The following is a 15,792-nucleotide window of genomic DNA, read 5'->3' as shown; positions in this document are numbered from 1 at the left end:
TTCAGAGTTTGTCAGCGTCAACAACTGCCTTGACGAAATCCTGCGGATCTTCCTGAGGGGGATTGTGCCCCACGGTTGCGCCGAAGGTACGGTGTTCATATTTACCGGTAAATTTACCCGCGTAGGCCTGCGGTGCCGGATGCGGCGCCCCGTTGTTTCCGCCTTCGATGGTGATCGTTGGAACGGTGATATTCGGCAGTGTGGCCAGCTTTTGCTCGTAGCTGTCGTATTTGCGCTCGCCTTTTTCCAGCCCTAAGCGCCAGCGATAATTGCTAAGCGTAACCGCAACGTGATCCGGGTTATCAAGGGATTTGGCGCTGGCGTTGAAGGTTGCATCGCTAAATTTCCAGTCAGGCGAGGCCTGAGACCAGATCAGACGAGCGAAGTCATGGGTGTTTTTGGCATAGCCTTCAGCACCACGCTCGGTGGCGAAATAGAACTGATACCACCACTGCTGCTCCGCTTTTGGCGGCAACGGCTGTTTGCCAATCTGCTGGCTGCTGATGAGATAACCGCTCACCGAAACGAGCGACTTAACGCGTTCTGGCCACAGCGCCGCAACGATATCCGCCGTACGGGCGCCCCAGTCATAGCCTGCAAATACCGCCTGCTTGATATTCAGGGCGTCCATCAGGTTCACGATATCTTTCGCCATTGCGGAAGGCTGGCCGTTGCGCGGTGTTTTTGCAGACAGGAAACGCGTAGTGCCGTAGCCGCGCAGGGAAGGCACAATCACGCGGTAGCCTTTTGCCGCCAGCGCAGGCGCGACTTCAGCGTAGCTGTGAATATCGTAGGGCCAGCCGTGTAATAAAATAACCGGTTGGCCGTCTTTAGGACCAATGTCGACATACCCGACGTTAAGATCGCCGGCGTTAATTTGCTGTGGACGATCGAAAGCCGTCGCGAAGTTAGTGCCGGTGACTTCGGCCTGACATGACATGACGGTGCCAAGGGAAACGGTGAGAGCAAGCGTTGAATAAGCGAGTTTGCTGAACATGTTGGTATCTCCGGTTGAGTACAATTCACGGGGATATAACAACACTGCAATGTATAGCGGATATGTGCGAAAGCGGGTTTATTGCAAGCCTGCGTATGTATCCGGTATGCAGATACAGTGTGATACAAACACAGGCGCTGTTGCCTTACAGAGAGATTCGATAGCGGACGTAATCGTCAGCGTCACCGTATCGATCGTAGAGCTTACGTGCCGGATTGTTCTCCCGGGTGACCCAGTACAGTTTTGACCACCCTTCACGCTTGCCTTCCGCTATCAGGGCATCAATAAGCGCCTTACCCGCTCCCGCGCCGCGTTCGTCGGCATCAACAAACAGATCTTCCAGATAGCAAATGGGCGCGGTTGACCAGGTTCCTTCGTGCAGAACACACATTGCGAAACCGATGACCTTTTCGTCTTTCTCTACCACGCGGCAGAACATCGGAGAATGCGCTGAGAGCGCCCTTTTCCATGTCGATGCGGTGACGGGCTCGTCAAGGTAGCAATCATAAAAATGGGTATAGCCATCCCACAGCGGTCGCCACTGGGAATAGTCGTCTTCGCGGAGAGGTCTTACCGTAACAGCCATGCGTTCCTCACATTACAAGTCGATTGCCATTTCAAAACAGCGTAAATCAGCCCCCGCCATACGCGAGTGATGATAGTTTTCGCCCAGCGTCACAAACCCCAGCTTCTGATAAAAGGATTGGGCGTTAGGCGTTGCATCCAGCCTCAGGCGGGTTATTCCCCGACTGCGTGCCTCGTTTGTAAGCGCCTTGATAATCCGGGTCGCCATGCCTCTCCCGGTGGCTGAGGGCAAGGTGAATATGGCCTCCAGGCAATGGGTATCAAGATCCAGGTAGCCGGTTGCCGCAATGACGCCCTTCTCGTCTTCCACCACGTAAAAAGGGTATTGAATGATCGTTTGGCGGTAATGCTCGGGCATCAGATCCGGCGTCCAGCGTGCAATCACGTCAGCTTCGTAGCTGGTTTTGCAGCCGTAACGAATCGCCTGATTGCGTATATTCCAGAGTATTTCGGCTTCCTGCGGATGAGCAGTTCGTAACGTCATATCACCTCATTAATGGCTTTTTAGCCGCATTTCGCGTGCCAGTCTGGCAAGACGCTGAGTGCGACAATAGAGCGTAAACAGCACAAAGCCTCTGCTGTTCATCACCATCCGACAAAGTAGCAGAGCGAAAAATGCGATGACCAGTGGCCAAAGACTTCCGTCATGAGAAAGCAGTATATGGAGCGCCTGAACGAGGGTCGTTATCAGCAGAATGATGAACAAGGCCATAAACCCCAACAATCCAGACGTCTTTCCACGGGCCAGAAGTACGCTTATCGCAATGAGCACGCCTGTCATTGTTAATGATGGTATGAAAAAACTCAGTGCATGCTGTAATGGCGATAAGCCCGGCAATGCGTGAAGAAAAGGCAAAAGGTTTAACGCAAATGCCACTAAAAACAGAGGTAACAGCGCCGCTACCGGATAAGGATTTTGACGCGGAAGCTCGCTGAGCGGCCGGGAAAAATACCGTTCCAGCTCGGGAGTGGAATGGTTTAAAAGGCGGCTATCGCGACGAGCAACAGCCTCTTCTATCTCTTTGCCATGCAGCAGGAGATCCTGGAATACGCGTCCGGTTAAAAAACTCAGAAAGCTCATCAGAATACCGCCAGCGACTGAATGGTACCGATAATGTATTTACCCGTCCGTGGTATGTTACCGGGTGACGCAACCAATACCACTTTGACCATTAGGATGACGTTGACCAGAACGAACCAGGTATCGTTGAGCTCCATCAGCATAAATGATCCCGGCTTGTGTGAATTCGCGATTACAGTCCATTGCGGAACCCAATGCTTTGAAATCGAAATCCGCAGCTCCAAAACCTGCCATGCGAGCATAATCATATCCGGGTAGATTTTTCTCAGGATTCATTCCAGGCAAAACCATACATTACTCCTTATGTTTGTGGGTAGGTTAACCCAACTAATCTGACGGTAATCGAGAGATCTGCAGAGCAAAATTTTGGTAGTAAATAAGTTACAACGCAACTAAACAGAATGTGATAGAAGTGAAAATACCAGAACGCAAACAAAAACATAACGCTTAAATATGGAGATCCGCAGATGACGATACCGACACTTACGACAGAACGTCTCCTGCTGAAACCGCTGGTTGCCGAAGATGCGGTTCAGATTCAAAAGCTGTATCCGCGTTGGGAGATTGTCCGCTATATGGTCTCTACAGTGCCCTGGCCCTACCCGGATAACGGCGCGGAAAATTATGTCAACAACGTCGCGCTGCCGGATATGGCAAAAGGGATTGCCTGGTTCTGGAGCATCCGCCGTAGCGAGGTGCCGGATGAGTTGATGGGGATTATCTGCCTGTACGACGTTGACGATAATAACCGCGGATTCTGGCTGGCTCCGGAGTTTCAGGGACAGGGGTATATGCGTGAGGCCAGCATTGCGGCGACGGATTACTGGTTTAATACGCTGAACAAACCCGTTTTGCGGGCGCCGAAGGCCGCCGCGAACAGCCGCTCCCGTCGTATTTCAGACAGCAGCGGCATGCGGCTTATCAGAACGGAAAAGAAAGCCTACGTCAGCGGGATGCTGGACTCTGAACTGTGGGAGATCACCCGCGACGAGTGGAACGACCGTCAGGTTAACTGATAGTGCTTATCCGGCATCAGCCTTTCCGGAATGTTCTCTTCATCGTTCATCTGCAGCAGATCGCGTTCCATCATGTTGCAGATGGCGTCCAGCGGCAGGTCGTTATCTTCTGTGCCAAACGGGTCTTCCAGCTCTTCCGCCAGGGTATCCAGCGAGATAAAGGTGTAGGAGATCAGCGCCGAGACAAACGGCGTCATGTAGTGCAAGTCCACAACCAGCGCGAACGGCAGCATGATGCAGAAGAGATACACCGTGCGGTGCAAAATCAGCGTATAGGCAAACGGCACTGGCGTTGTCGCAATGCGCTCGCACCCGGAAAGGACGATGGACATATCGTTCAGACGGTTGTTCAGGCTGTGAAACAGGATGTCTGAGAGTTGCCCGTTACGCCGCCGTACGGCCAGCCACTCCCCCATGATCAGTAAAATACGGTTCGCCGGCGAGTTGGCGCCCATTACCTGATGTAAAGCGTCCGGAGCCAGATAGCGAGAGAGCTGCTCAGCATCCATATCCCGGCGCAGGGTCATGCGCAGGCAGTTGGCAAAGGCGATCTGCAGGCGGACAAACTCCCCCAGGTGCTTATCGTCAGGCAAGGTGTTTTTTACCTCGCGAAACAGCGAGCGTGCCGCTATCATCAGTTGCCCCCAGAGCAGGCGAGCCTCAACGTAGCGCGAATAACAGGCGTTGTTTCTGAAACCCAAAAAAATAGCAATTGCCACGCCGAGAATGCTAAACGGTGCCACGGTAAATTTGATGCCGAGTGAGGTATACCACGGCAGCATCAGAATAACGGCGATAGAAAGCAGGAAGTTGAGCAGCAGTCGGGTATAGATTTTAGGAAGTACCGAACCATGCCAGACAAAAATCAGTTGTAGCCAGTGCTGTTTAGGACGAACGATCATAGTGAGTTTCAGGCAAGAAAAGAGCGTGGCTATTAAACGTGATCCCCGTCACGGTTGCAAGCATGTTAACGGAACATTGCATTTTCTCATCTGAAGAACGTAAACCGCACGGTGCTGCATCTGTTTTTTAAGTAATGGCAAATAGTATGTTGTAACTAAAATAATGCCTATTTAAACCCGGCCGAAGCCGGGTCACGTGATTAGCAAAGCGGCTTCACCGCCGCGCGCATACCCTTCAGCAGAATGGCATCAAGATCGAGCGTTACCTGGTCGACGAGACCATCCAACTTCGTCAGGTCCTGCCCCCAGTGCGCTTCCTCGCTCAGCACGGCGTGCACCAGTTCACGGGTAGCGATCTGATTATCGCGATGCTGCGCCCATAGCTGTTGATACCGTTCCAGCCAGAACGCATCATCCTGCACCGGGTAGCTCTCCCCGTTACGCTCCGCGCGATAAAATGCGATCAGTGCAGCCAGGGCAAACGTCAAACGTGCGGGTAATTTTCCCACTGCCTTCTGCCCCGCCAGCAGCTGCGGAAGAATACGCGTGCGATACTTGGTCATGCCATTGAGCGCAATGGAAAGCAGCTGGTGTCTGATGTAGGGGTTCCGGAAGCGCCCTGTCACCGCGCTGGCGAAAGATTCCAGCTCGTCACGGGGCAGATCGAGGACCGGGACTATCTCGTGATAAATCGCTTTTTCGACAAATGCGCAGATCGCTGCATCGTTCATCGCCTCGCCCACCGTATCCAGCCCGGCCTGGAATGCCACCGGCACCAGCGCCGTGTGCGCACCGTTCAGGATGGCGACTTTGCGCTCTTTGTAGGGCTTGATGTCGTCCACGATTAGCACGTTTAGCGGATACTGATCCAGGCGCAGCTCGCGGGCAAGAGATTCAGGCCCCTGAATGACAAACAGATAGAAATGTTCAGCCGTATCCAGGAACCCGTCGTGATACCCCAACTCAGCCTCCAGCGTGGCCGCTTCGTCGCGCGGATAACCGGTCACGATGCGGTCAACCAGCGTTGAGCAGAAGCTGTTCGCCTCGTTCAGCCACTGGATAAAGGCGGCAGGCAGCGTCCACTCCTGCGCATAGCGCAACACGAGTTCACGCAATGCGTCACCGTTGTAGTCAATCAGTTCACACGGAATGATGACCCAGCCTTTGTCAGGCGCGCCATTGAAGTGGCTAAAGCGCTCAAACAGCAGCCGCGTCAGCTTCGCCGGATAGCTCACCGCAGGGGCATCGTCGAACTTATCCCCCGCGTGGTAGCTGATGCCGGCTTCGGTGGTGTTCGAGAAAACAAAGCGCATATCCGGGTTGTGGGCCAGCTTAAGAAATGCGTCGTATCCGTCGTAGACGCTGATTTCACGGTTAACGGAGCGGATAAGTCGAGCGTCGCTCACCTCTTCGCCCTGCTCATTCAGGCCACGAATGATGGTGGTGTACAACCCATCCTGTGTGCTTAGCGAAGGCGGGAAGTCGCTCTGAATAGGACGAACGATAACCACACCGGCGTTGAGATCGGTATGTTCATTCAAGAGGTCAATTTGCCAGTCGACAAACGCACGCAGGAAATTGCCTTCACCAAACTGAATGATGCGTTCGGGGTACTGCGCACCGGGAAAATCACGACGGTTGAGCGTGTTCACAAGGGGGTTCCTTTTATGATTAGTCATACAGCCTGATAAGATTGGTACAATAACTTATCAAAACTTTACGACCAGAAACCCTGTTTCGATCAATCCCGGGCGTGGTTGTGAAATAATTACAGGAATTTATAGAACACCGACGTGGCCGTCATGGCGCCGTCCGGCATCAGGGCGTAGCGTGGGATCTCACCGACCTTTTGCCAGCCGGCACGCTGGTAGAAGGTTTCCGCGCCGCTGCCGGTGGAGGTATCGAGCACCAGAACCGAAATGTCTCTTGACCGGGCCTCAGCCTCCAGCGCTTCCATCAGCGCCATTGCGGCTCCTTTACGCCGCGCCTTTTCATGAACCAGCAGCTTTGCCACATCCGCACGGTGCGGCTGGTTTTCCGGCTGGTCGGTAATCAATTGCACTGTGCCGATAACCCCCTCCTGCGGATCGATACTGGCCAGCACAACGCGCTCGTTGCGCCCTACGCTGTCAGCTATGCCGAGCCAGAATGAACGGGCCTTTTCCGGGCTAAAAGGCAGCATGAAGCTGACGGATGCGCCGCCGTTAACGCAGTTTTCGAGGATTCCGGACAGCGCATCAAGATGGGTAAGAATATCGTCCCGGGTGAGGATTTTAATTTGCAGTGGGGTATTCATTGTTGAGTCCTTACGTAGAATACCCTCACTTTGCATTTAACATTTTATTAACGCAAACGAAACGGCCATACGGTTTTGTTATGTTACCTGGCCCGCTGCCGCTGCTGCTTCATGGCATACATTTTTTCATCGGCATCTTTGAGCCACTGCTGCAGGTCGTTGCTGTTATGATCGAATTCGCTGAGCCCCCAGGAGAACATGAGCGACCACGGATGTAGCTTGCGCGCATTGTAGTTTTCAACCTGCTCGGCGAGATACTGCATGGCAATCCACGCGCCCTTCTCATCCGTATCGGCAAACAGCACGGCAAACTCATCGCCGCCGAAACGAACCAGCAGATCCGCTTCGCGGAAAGAGGCGCGCATCAACTGCGCCATGGTTTTTAACGCCTTATCCCCCTCTTCGTGCCCGTAGCGATCGTTAATTTCCTTAAACCGATCCAGATCCAGCCAGCCGAGCGTTAACGGCTCAGCCCGGCGTCGGGCTATGGAGAGCGTGAAGCGCACGAGCTGGTTAAAGCCCCGTCGGTTGAATAATCCGGTCAATTCATCGGTGGTCGCCGCGCTGATTGCCGCAAACTCGTCTTCAGCAAGCGCGCCCAAATCCCCCAGCACGGCAAGATCGGCCGCTGAGAACTCCCGCGGTGCGTAGTCAATCAGGCAAAGCGAGCCAACGCTTGCGCCGTTGCGCAGGCGCAGCGGAAAGCCTGCGTAAAACCGCACGCGAGGTTCGCCGGCCACCAGCGGGTTATCTGCAAAACGATCGTCCTGAAGCATATCCCCCACAATTAGCGGTGCTTCGGTGAGAATGGTATGACCACAAAATGAGATATTACGCGGAACGGAACCGGGTGCCTGCCCATCAGCCGACTTAACGATCAGCGTATGCTCATCAATAAGGTTGACCATTGCCAGCGGTACCTGGAAAAAGCGCTTTGCCAGACGCGTTAAGCGGTCAAACGCCGGGGAACTGTCAATCTCAAGCAGACCCGATTCGCGCAGCGCGTTAAGTCTGTCCATTTCATTTTCAGGTGTTGCAGGTGCTTTCATAATGTCTCCTGACGTAAAGCGTTACTCAAAGCGTAGCTTAAACAGAGGCATTGTCAGTGTTCGACATCCTGTTAAGCCGCTATCCATTTTTACGTCAATGCGTTATGACGATTTGCTCGTCCGCCAGCCGGGCGCGAGGCTGGAATGCCCGATGGCGTTAAGAGCAGAACGCATTAAATATCATTTTTGGGCGTTCATCTGTATCACCAGCCAGTGGTGGATAACGTTGACGATATAGTGCTGCTGCTGCGCGCTCAGCTGCACGCCCTGGGGAATGTTATGCCATTTTGCCAGACAACCCCGACAGCAGGTCGCAGTGGCATGCTGGGCGATAAACACCGGATGGCCGCGCATGGGCGTCTGCTTACCGTCGTTTGCGGGCTGCGCCGGTGCAAGGCGTTTAGCGACAAAATCGGCGGCATGCTGGTCAATGGTTTCGGGGCCTTTGTCCCAGCAGTACTGCCGTTCCTTATTGCCCAGGCGAAAGCGCGAGCGAAACGTCGATCGCGCCAGACGGGAAAAGAGAGGATCCAGGTCAGACATCAGTATACGGAACGTCCAAGACGTTGAGTCAGCTTCTCCAGAACTGCCACGCCGGCAAGTGAATTTCCCGTTTCGTCCAGTTCCGGGCTCCAGACGGCAATCGCCATTTCATGCGGCACAATCGCCACCACTCCGCCGCCAACGCCCGATTTGGCCGGAAGGCCAACCCGCCAGGCAAACTCGCCGGCGTTCTGATACATGCCGCTGGTTGCCATCAGAGCATTGACCTGACGCGCCTGAAGCGGGGAAACCACCTCCTGATCGAGATGCGGCGCGTGTCCCTGGTACGCAAGGAACAGAAACGTCTGGGCCAGCTCAACGCAGCTCATCTTCAGGGCGCAGTAATGGAAGTAGTTTTGCAGCACGGTCGCCACATCGTTGTGGAAATTGCCGAAGGATTTCATCAGCCAGGCAATAGCCGCGTTGCGGGCGGAGTGTTCAAACTCCGAGCGCGCCACCACTGAATCGTAGGCAATGTCATCCACGCCCGAGAGCTGACGCACGATCTCAAGCATTCGCTGACGCGGTGCGCTGAGGCGGCTTTGCAGCATATCGCAGACCACCAGCGCCCCGGCATTGATAAAGGGGTTGCGCGGTTTACCCTGCTCGATTTCGAGCTGAAGCAGTGAGTTAAAAGGCTGGCCGGACGGATCTTTCCCCACGCGCTGCCAGATCTCCTCTTCCTCGTACTGGCGCATCGCCGCGACCAGACTCAGCACTTTAGAAATGGACTGAATGGAGAAACGTTCAGTCGCATCGCCGGCCTGGTATCGCTGTCCGTCTATGGTACAGATAGCGATGCCCAGCTTATTCCCGCTCACCGAGGCAAGGGCCGGTATATAGTCGGCAACCTTACCCTTTCCCAATAACGGACGAACCTGCGCCAGAATCTCGTCCAGCATCTCATTATGGATGACCGCAGCCACTCTTATTGCTCCTTGCCCTCAGGCTAAAACGGGCTGCGAGTATAACAGAGGCTAATGTATTGCGTCAGGCGCTAAGACGAAAACGCGAAACGGCCTGCAATAAAAGATCGGACTGCTTTTGCAGGCGTTCTGAGGCTTCCGAGGCGTCAGAAACCAGCAAATCCGTCTGGCGGGAGACCTGATTCAGCGCCTGAAGCTGGCGCGTCATCTGGTGAATACTCTCTCCCTGGCTGAACGTGGCGGTTGAGATCTCATTCAGCAAACTGCTTAAATTCCCCACAAGCCCAGTGACCTGCTGCAGATTCTCTTCCATCAGGTTAACGGCACGAGAACCGTCTTCAATGCCCTGCAGCGAGCGGTTAATAAGCTCCTGAATGGTCTGCGTCGAATGGCTGCTTTTTCTGGCCAAAAGCCCGACTTCCCGCGCGACAACGGCAAACCCTCGCCCCTGGTTTCCGGCATGGGCGGCCTCAATGGCGGCGTTCAGCGCCAGAATGTTAGTCTGAAACGCCACGCTGTCTATCATCGCCACGATCCCGCGCATCTCTGAAGATCGCTCGACGATCGCCTGCATGGACGCATTCACGGTCGACATCATCTGGTCGCCGCCCACCGCGGCCTGACGCGCTTCATCCGCACGCGAGCTGGCGAGCCGGGCATAGCCGGTATTGCCTTCCACGTGGGTTTCCAGCGCCGCGATATGCGTTGTCACCTCCTCCAGCTCCTTTGCCTGACGCGCCGACTGCTGATACAGCTTCTGGTTTCCCTCTGCGAGGGAGCCAATGTTCTCCACCATCGTGGCTGTGGCGTGGCTGACCTGGGTCACCAGCTGCTGCAGGCCACGCTGCATGGTGGCAACGCTTTCGCTGAGCTGCCCGGTCTCCCGGTTAAAACGCATAACGTCGGGCGGCGTGCCGGAGAGATCCCCGGCCGCCAGCCGGTTAATATGCGCAATCAGGCGACGCAGCGGCGTAATCACCCAACGGGACATGCCGAACCAGACCGCTACGGCGATGGCGAGCAGCAGAACAGGCGCCAGCAGGAACAGCGTTTGCAGACCGGAGAGCTGCGCCATCAGGGCCTGACGCCCCTGCATCGCCTGCTTCTCGCTGGCCTGCTGGTAGCGTGCGTAGTTGTCGTTAAAGTCGGTCTGAAACGCCTGCGCCGGCACGGCAAAGAAGGCATCAATCGAGTTGGTTCTGACAAGTGCTTCCGATTGCTCTTTAATGGCATCGTAGAAAAGCTGGTAGCTGTTAATCAGCGCCTCATCTTTTTGCGGGCTGAGCGCCAGCCAGGCCTTCCACGCCTGCTGTGAAACCGCCAGCGACTTTTGCGCCTCCTCCATCAGGCTGTGCCAGCTTCCTTCCGAGCCTGTCTCTTTATCCTGCATAAACCAGACGCCGGAGCGGTTGAGCAGATCGCTTGCTGCCAGCAGGGAGACGCGCGCCAGATCCAGCTTGTTCTGCTGCTGGTACGCCAGCAGATTTTGCTGTTCGTTGCGCTGAGCTTCCTTCAGGGAGGCGTTAAGCAGAAAGGATGAGGAGAGCTGCAGCGCGGAGAAAAGGCCAATGATGCAGAAGATACCCGTCAGCAGGCCAAACTGGCGAGGGATAATACGCTGCGCAATACGACGAAAAATTTGCGTTAGGTTCATAATTTTCTTCAGTAACAAGACGTTAGACGCGTGCGAGTCTACGAAACGAAAATGACAGAACCATTGCAGAAAAATGACAGGCGACGCCGTCTTGCCAGAGGTGCAAGCGCGGCGCCGCCGGGCGATAAATTACACTCTGTTCTTCCACACCGTCTGCACATTACAGAATTCATGCAGCCCGAAATGAGAAAGCTCGCGGCCAAAACCGCTCTTCTTCACGCCACCAAAGGCCACGCGCGCGTCGCTGGCGCTGTAACCGTTGATAAACACCCCGCCGCACTCCAGCTCGCGAGAGAATTTATCCGCAAGCGCTGCGTCAGCGGTAAAGACCGTCGCAGACAAACCAAAGTCGCTGTCGTTGGCAAGCGTGAGGGCGTGATCCGCATCTTTCGCGACCGTAATGGCCGCAACCGGACCAAACAGCTCCTGGCGGAAGGCTGTCATCGACGGGGTGACGTTTGCCAGCACGGTGGGCGCGTAATAATTCCCGTCGCCGCTGATTTTCTCACCGCCCAGCAGCAGCGTTGCCCCTTCTGCCAGGCTCGCCTGCACCTGCTGATGCAGTTCATCGCGCAGGTCATAGCGCGCCATCGGGCCAAGGTAGTTCTCTTCTTCATCCGGCGCGCCCATCTTTAACGCGGCGACGGCGTCAACGAAGCGTCGGGTAAAGGCATCCGCAATACCCGCTTCCACAATGAAGCGTTTGGCCGCCGCACACACCTGCCCGGTATTCTGGTAGCGCCCTGCTACCGCCGCCTTCACGGCAAGGTCCAGATCGGCATCGTTGAGTACGATGAACGGGTCGGAGCCACCCAGCTCAAGTACGCATTTTTTCAGCGCCGCCCCCGCCTGCGCGCCAATGGCGGCCCCGGCGCGCACGCTGCCGGTGACGGTCACCGCCGCAATGCGGCGATCGTTAATCGCCTGGCTTACGCCGTCATTGGTGGCATTCACCCAGCCGAACACCCCTTCAGGAAAACCGGCATCTGCAAAAATCTGCGCGATAAGTCCCGCCGAGCCGAGCACGTTCGGCGCGTGTTTGAGCAGATAGCTATTACCTGCCAGCAGGATCGGCACCGCGCCGCGCAGAACCTGCCAGAGCGGGAAGTTCCACGGCATTACCGCCAGAATCGGTCCCAGCGGACGGTATTCAATGACCGCGTTGTGGTTTTCCACAAGCGTAGGTTCCGCATGCAGCATCGCCGGGCCATGATCGGCATACCAGTCGCACAGACCCGCTGATTTCGCCACTTCCGCCCGCGCCTGCTGAATGGGTTTTCCCATCTCGCGGGACATCATCAGGGCCATCTCTTCCGCACGGCCGCGCAGCGCGGCGCCGAGATCGCGCAGCTTCTGCGCCCGGTGGGCAACGCTTTCGCACCGCCACTGACGAAAGCCCGCATCAGCCAGCACGATGGCACGTTCAACCTCTTCCTGCGTCGCCCACGGACAGGCGGCGAGCGTTTCGCCCGTTGCCGGGTTAACTGACAGGGCATGTGTAGCAGATGAATATTTCATGATGTTCTCCACGCATTACGGTTGATTAAGTGTGGCTCACTCTGCTATTTCTTAAAAATGAATAATACTGACCACCTTATTCACGAAACGAGAATGCTATGGATTTAACCCAGCTTGAAATGTTTAACGCCGTCGCGCAGACGGGCAGCATCACCCAGGCGGCACAGAAGGTGCATCGCGTTCCCTCGAACCTGACGACCCGCATCCGCCAGCTGGAGGCCGATCTTGGCGTTGAGCTGTTTATTCGTGAGAACCAGCGTTTGCGCTTATCTCCCGCCGGGCATAACTTCCTGCGCTACAGCAGGCAGATTCTGGCGCTTGTGGATGAAGCGCGCATGGTCGTCGCGGGCGATGAGCCGCAGGGGCTGTTTGCCCTCGGCGCGCTGGAGAGCACCGCTGCCGTGCGCATCCCTGAGACGCTGGCGCAGTTTAACCAGCGCTACCCGCGCATCCAGTTTGCCCTTTCTACCGGGCCATCCGGGACGATGATTGACGGCGTACTGGAGGGAACCCTGAGCGCCGCTTTTGTCGACGGACCGCTGTCGCACCCGGAGCTGGAGGGGATGCCGGTCTACAGGGAAGAGATGATGCTGGTCACACCTGCCGGGCAGGCGGAGGTCACGCGCGCCGCGCAGGTGAGCGGCAGCGACGTTTATGCCTTTCGCGCGAACTGCTCGTATCGCCGACACCTTGAAAGCTGGTTTCATGCGGACAGAGCCACGCCCGGCCGCATTCATGAGATGGAGTCCTACCACGGCATGCTCGCCTGCGTCATTGCGGGTGCAGGCATTGCCCTGATGCCGCGCTCAATGCTGGAAAGTATGCCGGGCCATCATCAGGTTGAAGCCTGGCCACTGGCGGAAAACTGGCGCTGGCTCACCACCTGGCTGGTGTGGCGTCGCGGGGCGATGACCCGCCAGCTGGAGGCGTTTATAGCGCTGCTAAACGAACGTCTTCAACCAGCGCCTTCTCCATAAACAGGCTGAGCGGGTCGTCAACGTAGGGGGCAAAGGCCGGACGCAGTTCGTATCCGCACTGTTCATAGAGACGAACCGCAGCGCGTTGCTTAATGCCCGTTTCCAGCCGCACCGTGTGGCAATGACGGCTCAGGGCCTCGTCTTCCAGGGCGGCCAGCAGCGTCTCACCGAGATGCTGGCCCCGATGGGCAGGATCGATATAGACCCGCTTCATCTCTCCCGTTCCGTCCCCGTTGAGCACGATGGCGCCGCAGCCGACGGCCTGAAGCTGCTGGTCGCGGACGATCATCAGGATCAGCGACGTTTCCGGCAGCGCAGCCAGATCGAGCAGATGATTGCTTTCGGCGGGATAGAGTTCGCTTTGATAGCGGTCAAGCGCCGCGATCAGTCTGGTAATGTCCGGATGGCGGGCAGATTCAGAGGTAACGGAATACATGGCAGGCTCCTTGTTGTTTTTATTTCAACATAGCGCAGGCCTGCCAGGGTGCATCATAGTATTAACTTATACGCCGTCCGGCTAGCGCAAAAAGACACGCCCTTTCAGATACAGCGTTGCCTGGCCGCCAATCAGCACGCGGTCGCCCTTCAGTTCACAGCGAAGATCCCCGCCGCGGTACGACACCTGGCGGGCGTTCAGCGACGTCTTACCCAGCCTTTCGCTCCAGTAAGGGATCAGCATGCTGTGCGTGGACCCGGTAACCGGATCTTCCGGTACCCCTTCGCCCGGGCAGAAGAAGCGGCTGACGAAGTCATATTCTCCCTCGCCAGGCGCGGTCACGCAGACCATTTTATCCAGCGGTACCATCGCGCCAATATCAGGCGTTAACGCCTCCACCTGCTGTTGGCTCTCCAGCACCACCATATAATCTCGCCCGACGCGCACCTCTTTCGCCGCCGGGATGCCCAGCGCGCTAAACAGCGCCGGCGGCGGGTTATCGACGGCTTCCGTCGACCACGCGGGGAAGTTCAGCGTCAGCCAGTCACCGCTGCGTTTGACCGTCAGCTCGCCCACGAAGCGCGTGGTAAAGTGAATTTCCGTATGTGGGTAGTCCAGATACTCAAAAATGACGTGCGATGCCGCGAGGGTCGCATGGCCGCAGAGGTTAATTTCATGCAGCGTGGTAAACCAGCGCAGTTCAAACCCACCGTCTGTTCGCACAAAAAAGGCGGTCTCAGACTGGTTATGCTGCTGCGCCATCTTGAGAAGGGTCTCGTCGGGCAGCCACTCTTCCAGAGGACATACCGCCGCGGCGTTGCCGCCAAAGGTTTTGTCGCTGAAGGCATCCACCAGATAAAAATCAATTTCCCGCATTGTCTCTTCCTCTCTTGTTATCAGTTTTAGCGCAGATACACAGTGCCTTTCAGGTAGCACGACGCCTGACCGCTCATCAATACGCGCTCCCCTCGCAGCTCGCAGCGTACATCCCCGCCGCGCGCCGAGACCTGACGGGCAAACATCGCCGTTTTCCCCAGCTTTTCGCTCCAGTAGGGGATCAGCATCGTGTGCGCGGATCCAGTGACCGGATCTTCCGGAACGGAAACGCCCGGCGAGAAGAAGCGGCTGACAAAGTCATACTCCCCTTCGCCCGGTGCCGTCACGCTCACCTTATGCTCGCCCGGCGTCATCGCCGAAAAGCGCGGCTCAAGCGCTTCAACCTGCTGGCGGTTTTCCAGCACAATCACCCAGGCGCGGCCCTTACGGGCTTCAACGTAATCGCGGATACCTAGCGCCGCAAGCATCTCCGGCGGCGGCGTCTCTTCACTGGTCGGACACGCCGGGAAGTCTAGCGTCATCCACTCTCCCTCCCGGCTGACCGTCAGGCGACCGGACGCAGTGTCAAAATGGATCCGTGAGTCGGGATAATCCAGTTCATTAAACAGAACGTACGCGGCGGCAAGGGTAGCATGACCGCAAAGATTGACTTCGGCGAGCGTGGTAAACCAGCGTAGCTCAATGCCGCCTTTAGTGCAGACGAAAAATGCGGTTTCCGACTGATTATGCTGCTGCGCCATTTTCAGTAGCGTCTCATCGGGTAACCACGCTTTCAGCGGGCAAACCGCCGCCGGGTTGCCGCCAAAAGCGCTTTTGCTGAACGCATCTACCAGATAAAAATCAATCTCCTGCATTGTCTTACCGCCTGTTTTTGTTGTGTTGTACTTTTATATTCAATGAAAACAGTGCCTCCGGCTACCGCTTTCATAAAGTATATATTGAGATCTGCGTCACATAATGGTTGAGTTTTCGCCG

At 56.1% G+C, this 15,792-nt stretch carries 18 protein-coding genes; 2 read left to right on the top strand and 16 right to left on the bottom strand.

Annotation, left to right across the window (positions count from 1 at the left end; all coding sequences use genetic code 11):
* Position 1 precedes the first annotated feature (1 nt).
* The 5 genes from AB8818_RS02505 to AB8818_RS02485 form a co-directional block, all read right to left on the bottom strand.
* Positions 2-997 (bottom strand): alpha/beta fold hydrolase, encoded by a 996-nt coding sequence (locus tag AB8818_RS02505; RefSeq protein WP_192982327.1) that lies wholly within the window; start codon positions 995-997, stop codon positions 2-4.
* 145 nt (positions 998-1,142) lie between these two features.
* A complete protein-coding gene (locus AB8818_RS02500) occupies positions 1,143-1,583 on the bottom strand; it encodes a GNAT family N-acetyltransferase (RefSeq protein WP_116339896.1) in 441 nt (146 codons plus the stop codon).
* Between the two features lie 12 nt (positions 1,584-1,595).
* Positions 1,596-2,066 (bottom strand): GNAT family N-acetyltransferase, encoded by a 471-nt coding sequence (locus tag AB8818_RS02495; RefSeq protein WP_192982330.1) that lies wholly within the window; start codon positions 2,064-2,066, stop codon positions 1,596-1,598.
* Between the two features lie 9 nt (positions 2,067-2,075).
* Positions 2,076-2,663, bottom strand: a complete 588-nt coding sequence (locus tag AB8818_RS02490; protein ID WP_192982332.1) for a hypothetical protein — start codon at positions 2,661-2,663, stop codon at positions 2,076-2,078.
* Positions 2,663-2,806, bottom strand: coding sequence for a hypothetical protein (locus AB8818_RS02485; protein ID WP_162874948.1), 144 nt, complete (start codon positions 2,804-2,806; stop codon positions 2,663-2,665). Before AB8818_RS02485 ends, AB8818_RS02490 begins: the two co-directional genes overlap by 1 nt.
* A gap of 324 nt (positions 2,807-3,130) precedes the next feature.
* Between AB8818_RS02485 and AB8818_RS02480 the strand changes: the two genes are divergently transcribed.
* On the top strand, positions 3,131-3,679 hold the full coding sequence (locus AB8818_RS02480) for a GNAT family N-acetyltransferase (RefSeq protein ID WP_192982334.1): 549 nt from the start codon (positions 3,131-3,133) through the stop codon (positions 3,677-3,679).
* On the opposite strand, the gene AB8818_RS02475 is transcribed toward AB8818_RS02480, so the two are convergent.
* The 8 genes from AB8818_RS02475 to sad all read right to left on the bottom strand — a co-directional run bounded on the left by AB8818_RS02475 (position 3,667) and on the right by sad (position 12,567).
* Positions 3,667-4,581 (bottom strand): bestrophin family protein, encoded by a 915-nt coding sequence (locus AB8818_RS02475; protein ID WP_116339904.1) that lies wholly within the window; start codon positions 4,579-4,581, stop codon positions 3,667-3,669. The genes AB8818_RS02480 and AB8818_RS02475 overlap by 13 nt on opposite strands.
* Positions 4,582-4,781: 200 nt before the next feature.
* A complete protein-coding gene (locus AB8818_RS02470; RefSeq protein ID WP_371199742.1) occupies positions 4,782-6,233 on the bottom strand; it encodes a tagaturonate reductase in 1,452 nt (483 codons plus the stop codon).
* Between the two features lie 116 nt (positions 6,234-6,349).
* Positions 6,350-6,877: a GNAT family N-acetyltransferase gene (locus AB8818_RS02465; protein ID WP_116339908.1), complete on the bottom strand. Its 528-nt coding sequence runs from the start codon at positions 6,875-6,877 to the stop codon at positions 6,350-6,352.
* An 83-nt stretch (positions 6,878-6,960) separates the two neighbouring features.
* The gene (locus tag AB8818_RS02460; RefSeq protein ID WP_116339911.1) at positions 6,961-7,926 is read right to left on the bottom strand and encodes a sensor domain-containing diguanylate cyclase; all 966 of its coding nucleotides are present in this window, start codon (positions 7,924-7,926) and stop codon (positions 6,961-6,963) included.
* Between the two features lie 180 nt (positions 7,927-8,106).
* On the bottom strand, positions 8,107-8,469 hold the full coding sequence (locus AB8818_RS02455) for a DUF4186 domain-containing protein (RefSeq protein WP_163329380.1): 363 nt from the start codon (positions 8,467-8,469) through the stop codon (positions 8,107-8,109).
* A complete protein-coding gene (gene glsB, locus AB8818_RS02450) occupies positions 8,469-9,395 on the bottom strand; it encodes a glutaminase B (protein WP_163329378.1) in 927 nt (308 codons plus the stop codon). The genes AB8818_RS02455 and glsB overlap by 1 nt, the downstream gene beginning before the upstream one ends.
* A 64-nt stretch (positions 9,396-9,459) precedes the next feature.
* On the bottom strand, positions 9,460-11,049 hold the full coding sequence (locus tag AB8818_RS02445) for a methyl-accepting chemotaxis protein (protein ID WP_302218433.1): 1,590 nt from the start codon (positions 11,047-11,049) through the stop codon (positions 9,460-9,462).
* A gap of 129 nt (positions 11,050-11,178) precedes the next feature.
* Entirely contained in the window at positions 11,179-12,567 is a 1,389-nt protein-coding gene (gene sad / locus AB8818_RS02440) for a succinate-semialdehyde dehydrogenase (protein WP_371199741.1), read from the bottom strand.
* 98 nt (positions 12,568-12,665) lie between these two features.
* On the opposite strand from sad, the gene AB8818_RS02435 reads away from it, so the two are divergent.
* On the top strand, positions 12,666-13,544 hold the full coding sequence (locus tag AB8818_RS02435; RefSeq protein ID WP_116339922.1) for a LysR family transcriptional regulator: 879 nt from the start codon (positions 12,666-12,668) through the stop codon (positions 13,542-13,544).
* On the opposite strand, the gene AB8818_RS02430 is transcribed toward AB8818_RS02435, so the two are convergent.
* The 3 genes from AB8818_RS02430 to AB8818_RS02420 form a co-directional block, all read right to left on the bottom strand.
* The gene (locus AB8818_RS02430) at positions 13,498-13,980 is read right to left on the bottom strand and encodes a GNAT family N-acetyltransferase (RefSeq protein WP_371199740.1); all 483 of its coding nucleotides are present in this window, start codon (positions 13,978-13,980) and stop codon (positions 13,498-13,500) included. The two genes, AB8818_RS02435 and AB8818_RS02430, sit on opposite strands and share 47 nt — an antisense overlap.
* Before the next feature lie 81 nt (positions 13,981-14,061).
* On the bottom strand, positions 14,062-14,856 hold the full coding sequence (locus tag AB8818_RS02425) for a PhzF family phenazine biosynthesis protein (RefSeq protein WP_116339925.1): 795 nt from the start codon (positions 14,854-14,856) through the stop codon (positions 14,062-14,064).
* A gap of 26 nt (positions 14,857-14,882) precedes the next feature.
* The gene (locus AB8818_RS02420; RefSeq protein ID WP_192982351.1) at positions 14,883-15,671 is read right to left on the bottom strand and encodes a PhzF family phenazine biosynthesis protein; all 789 of its coding nucleotides are present in this window, start codon (positions 15,669-15,671) and stop codon (positions 14,883-14,885) included.
* Positions 15,672-15,792: the final 121 nt, after the last annotated feature.

The sequence above is a fragment of the Enterobacter sp. KB-280D8 genome (assembly GCF_041399405.1).
Lineage (GTDB): Bacteria > Pseudomonadota > Gammaproteobacteria > Enterobacterales > Enterobacteriaceae > Enterobacter > Enterobacter cloacae_N.
The sequence above is the reverse complement of the archived record's forward strand: the minus strand, read 5'-3'. Positions and strand labels throughout refer to the sequence as shown.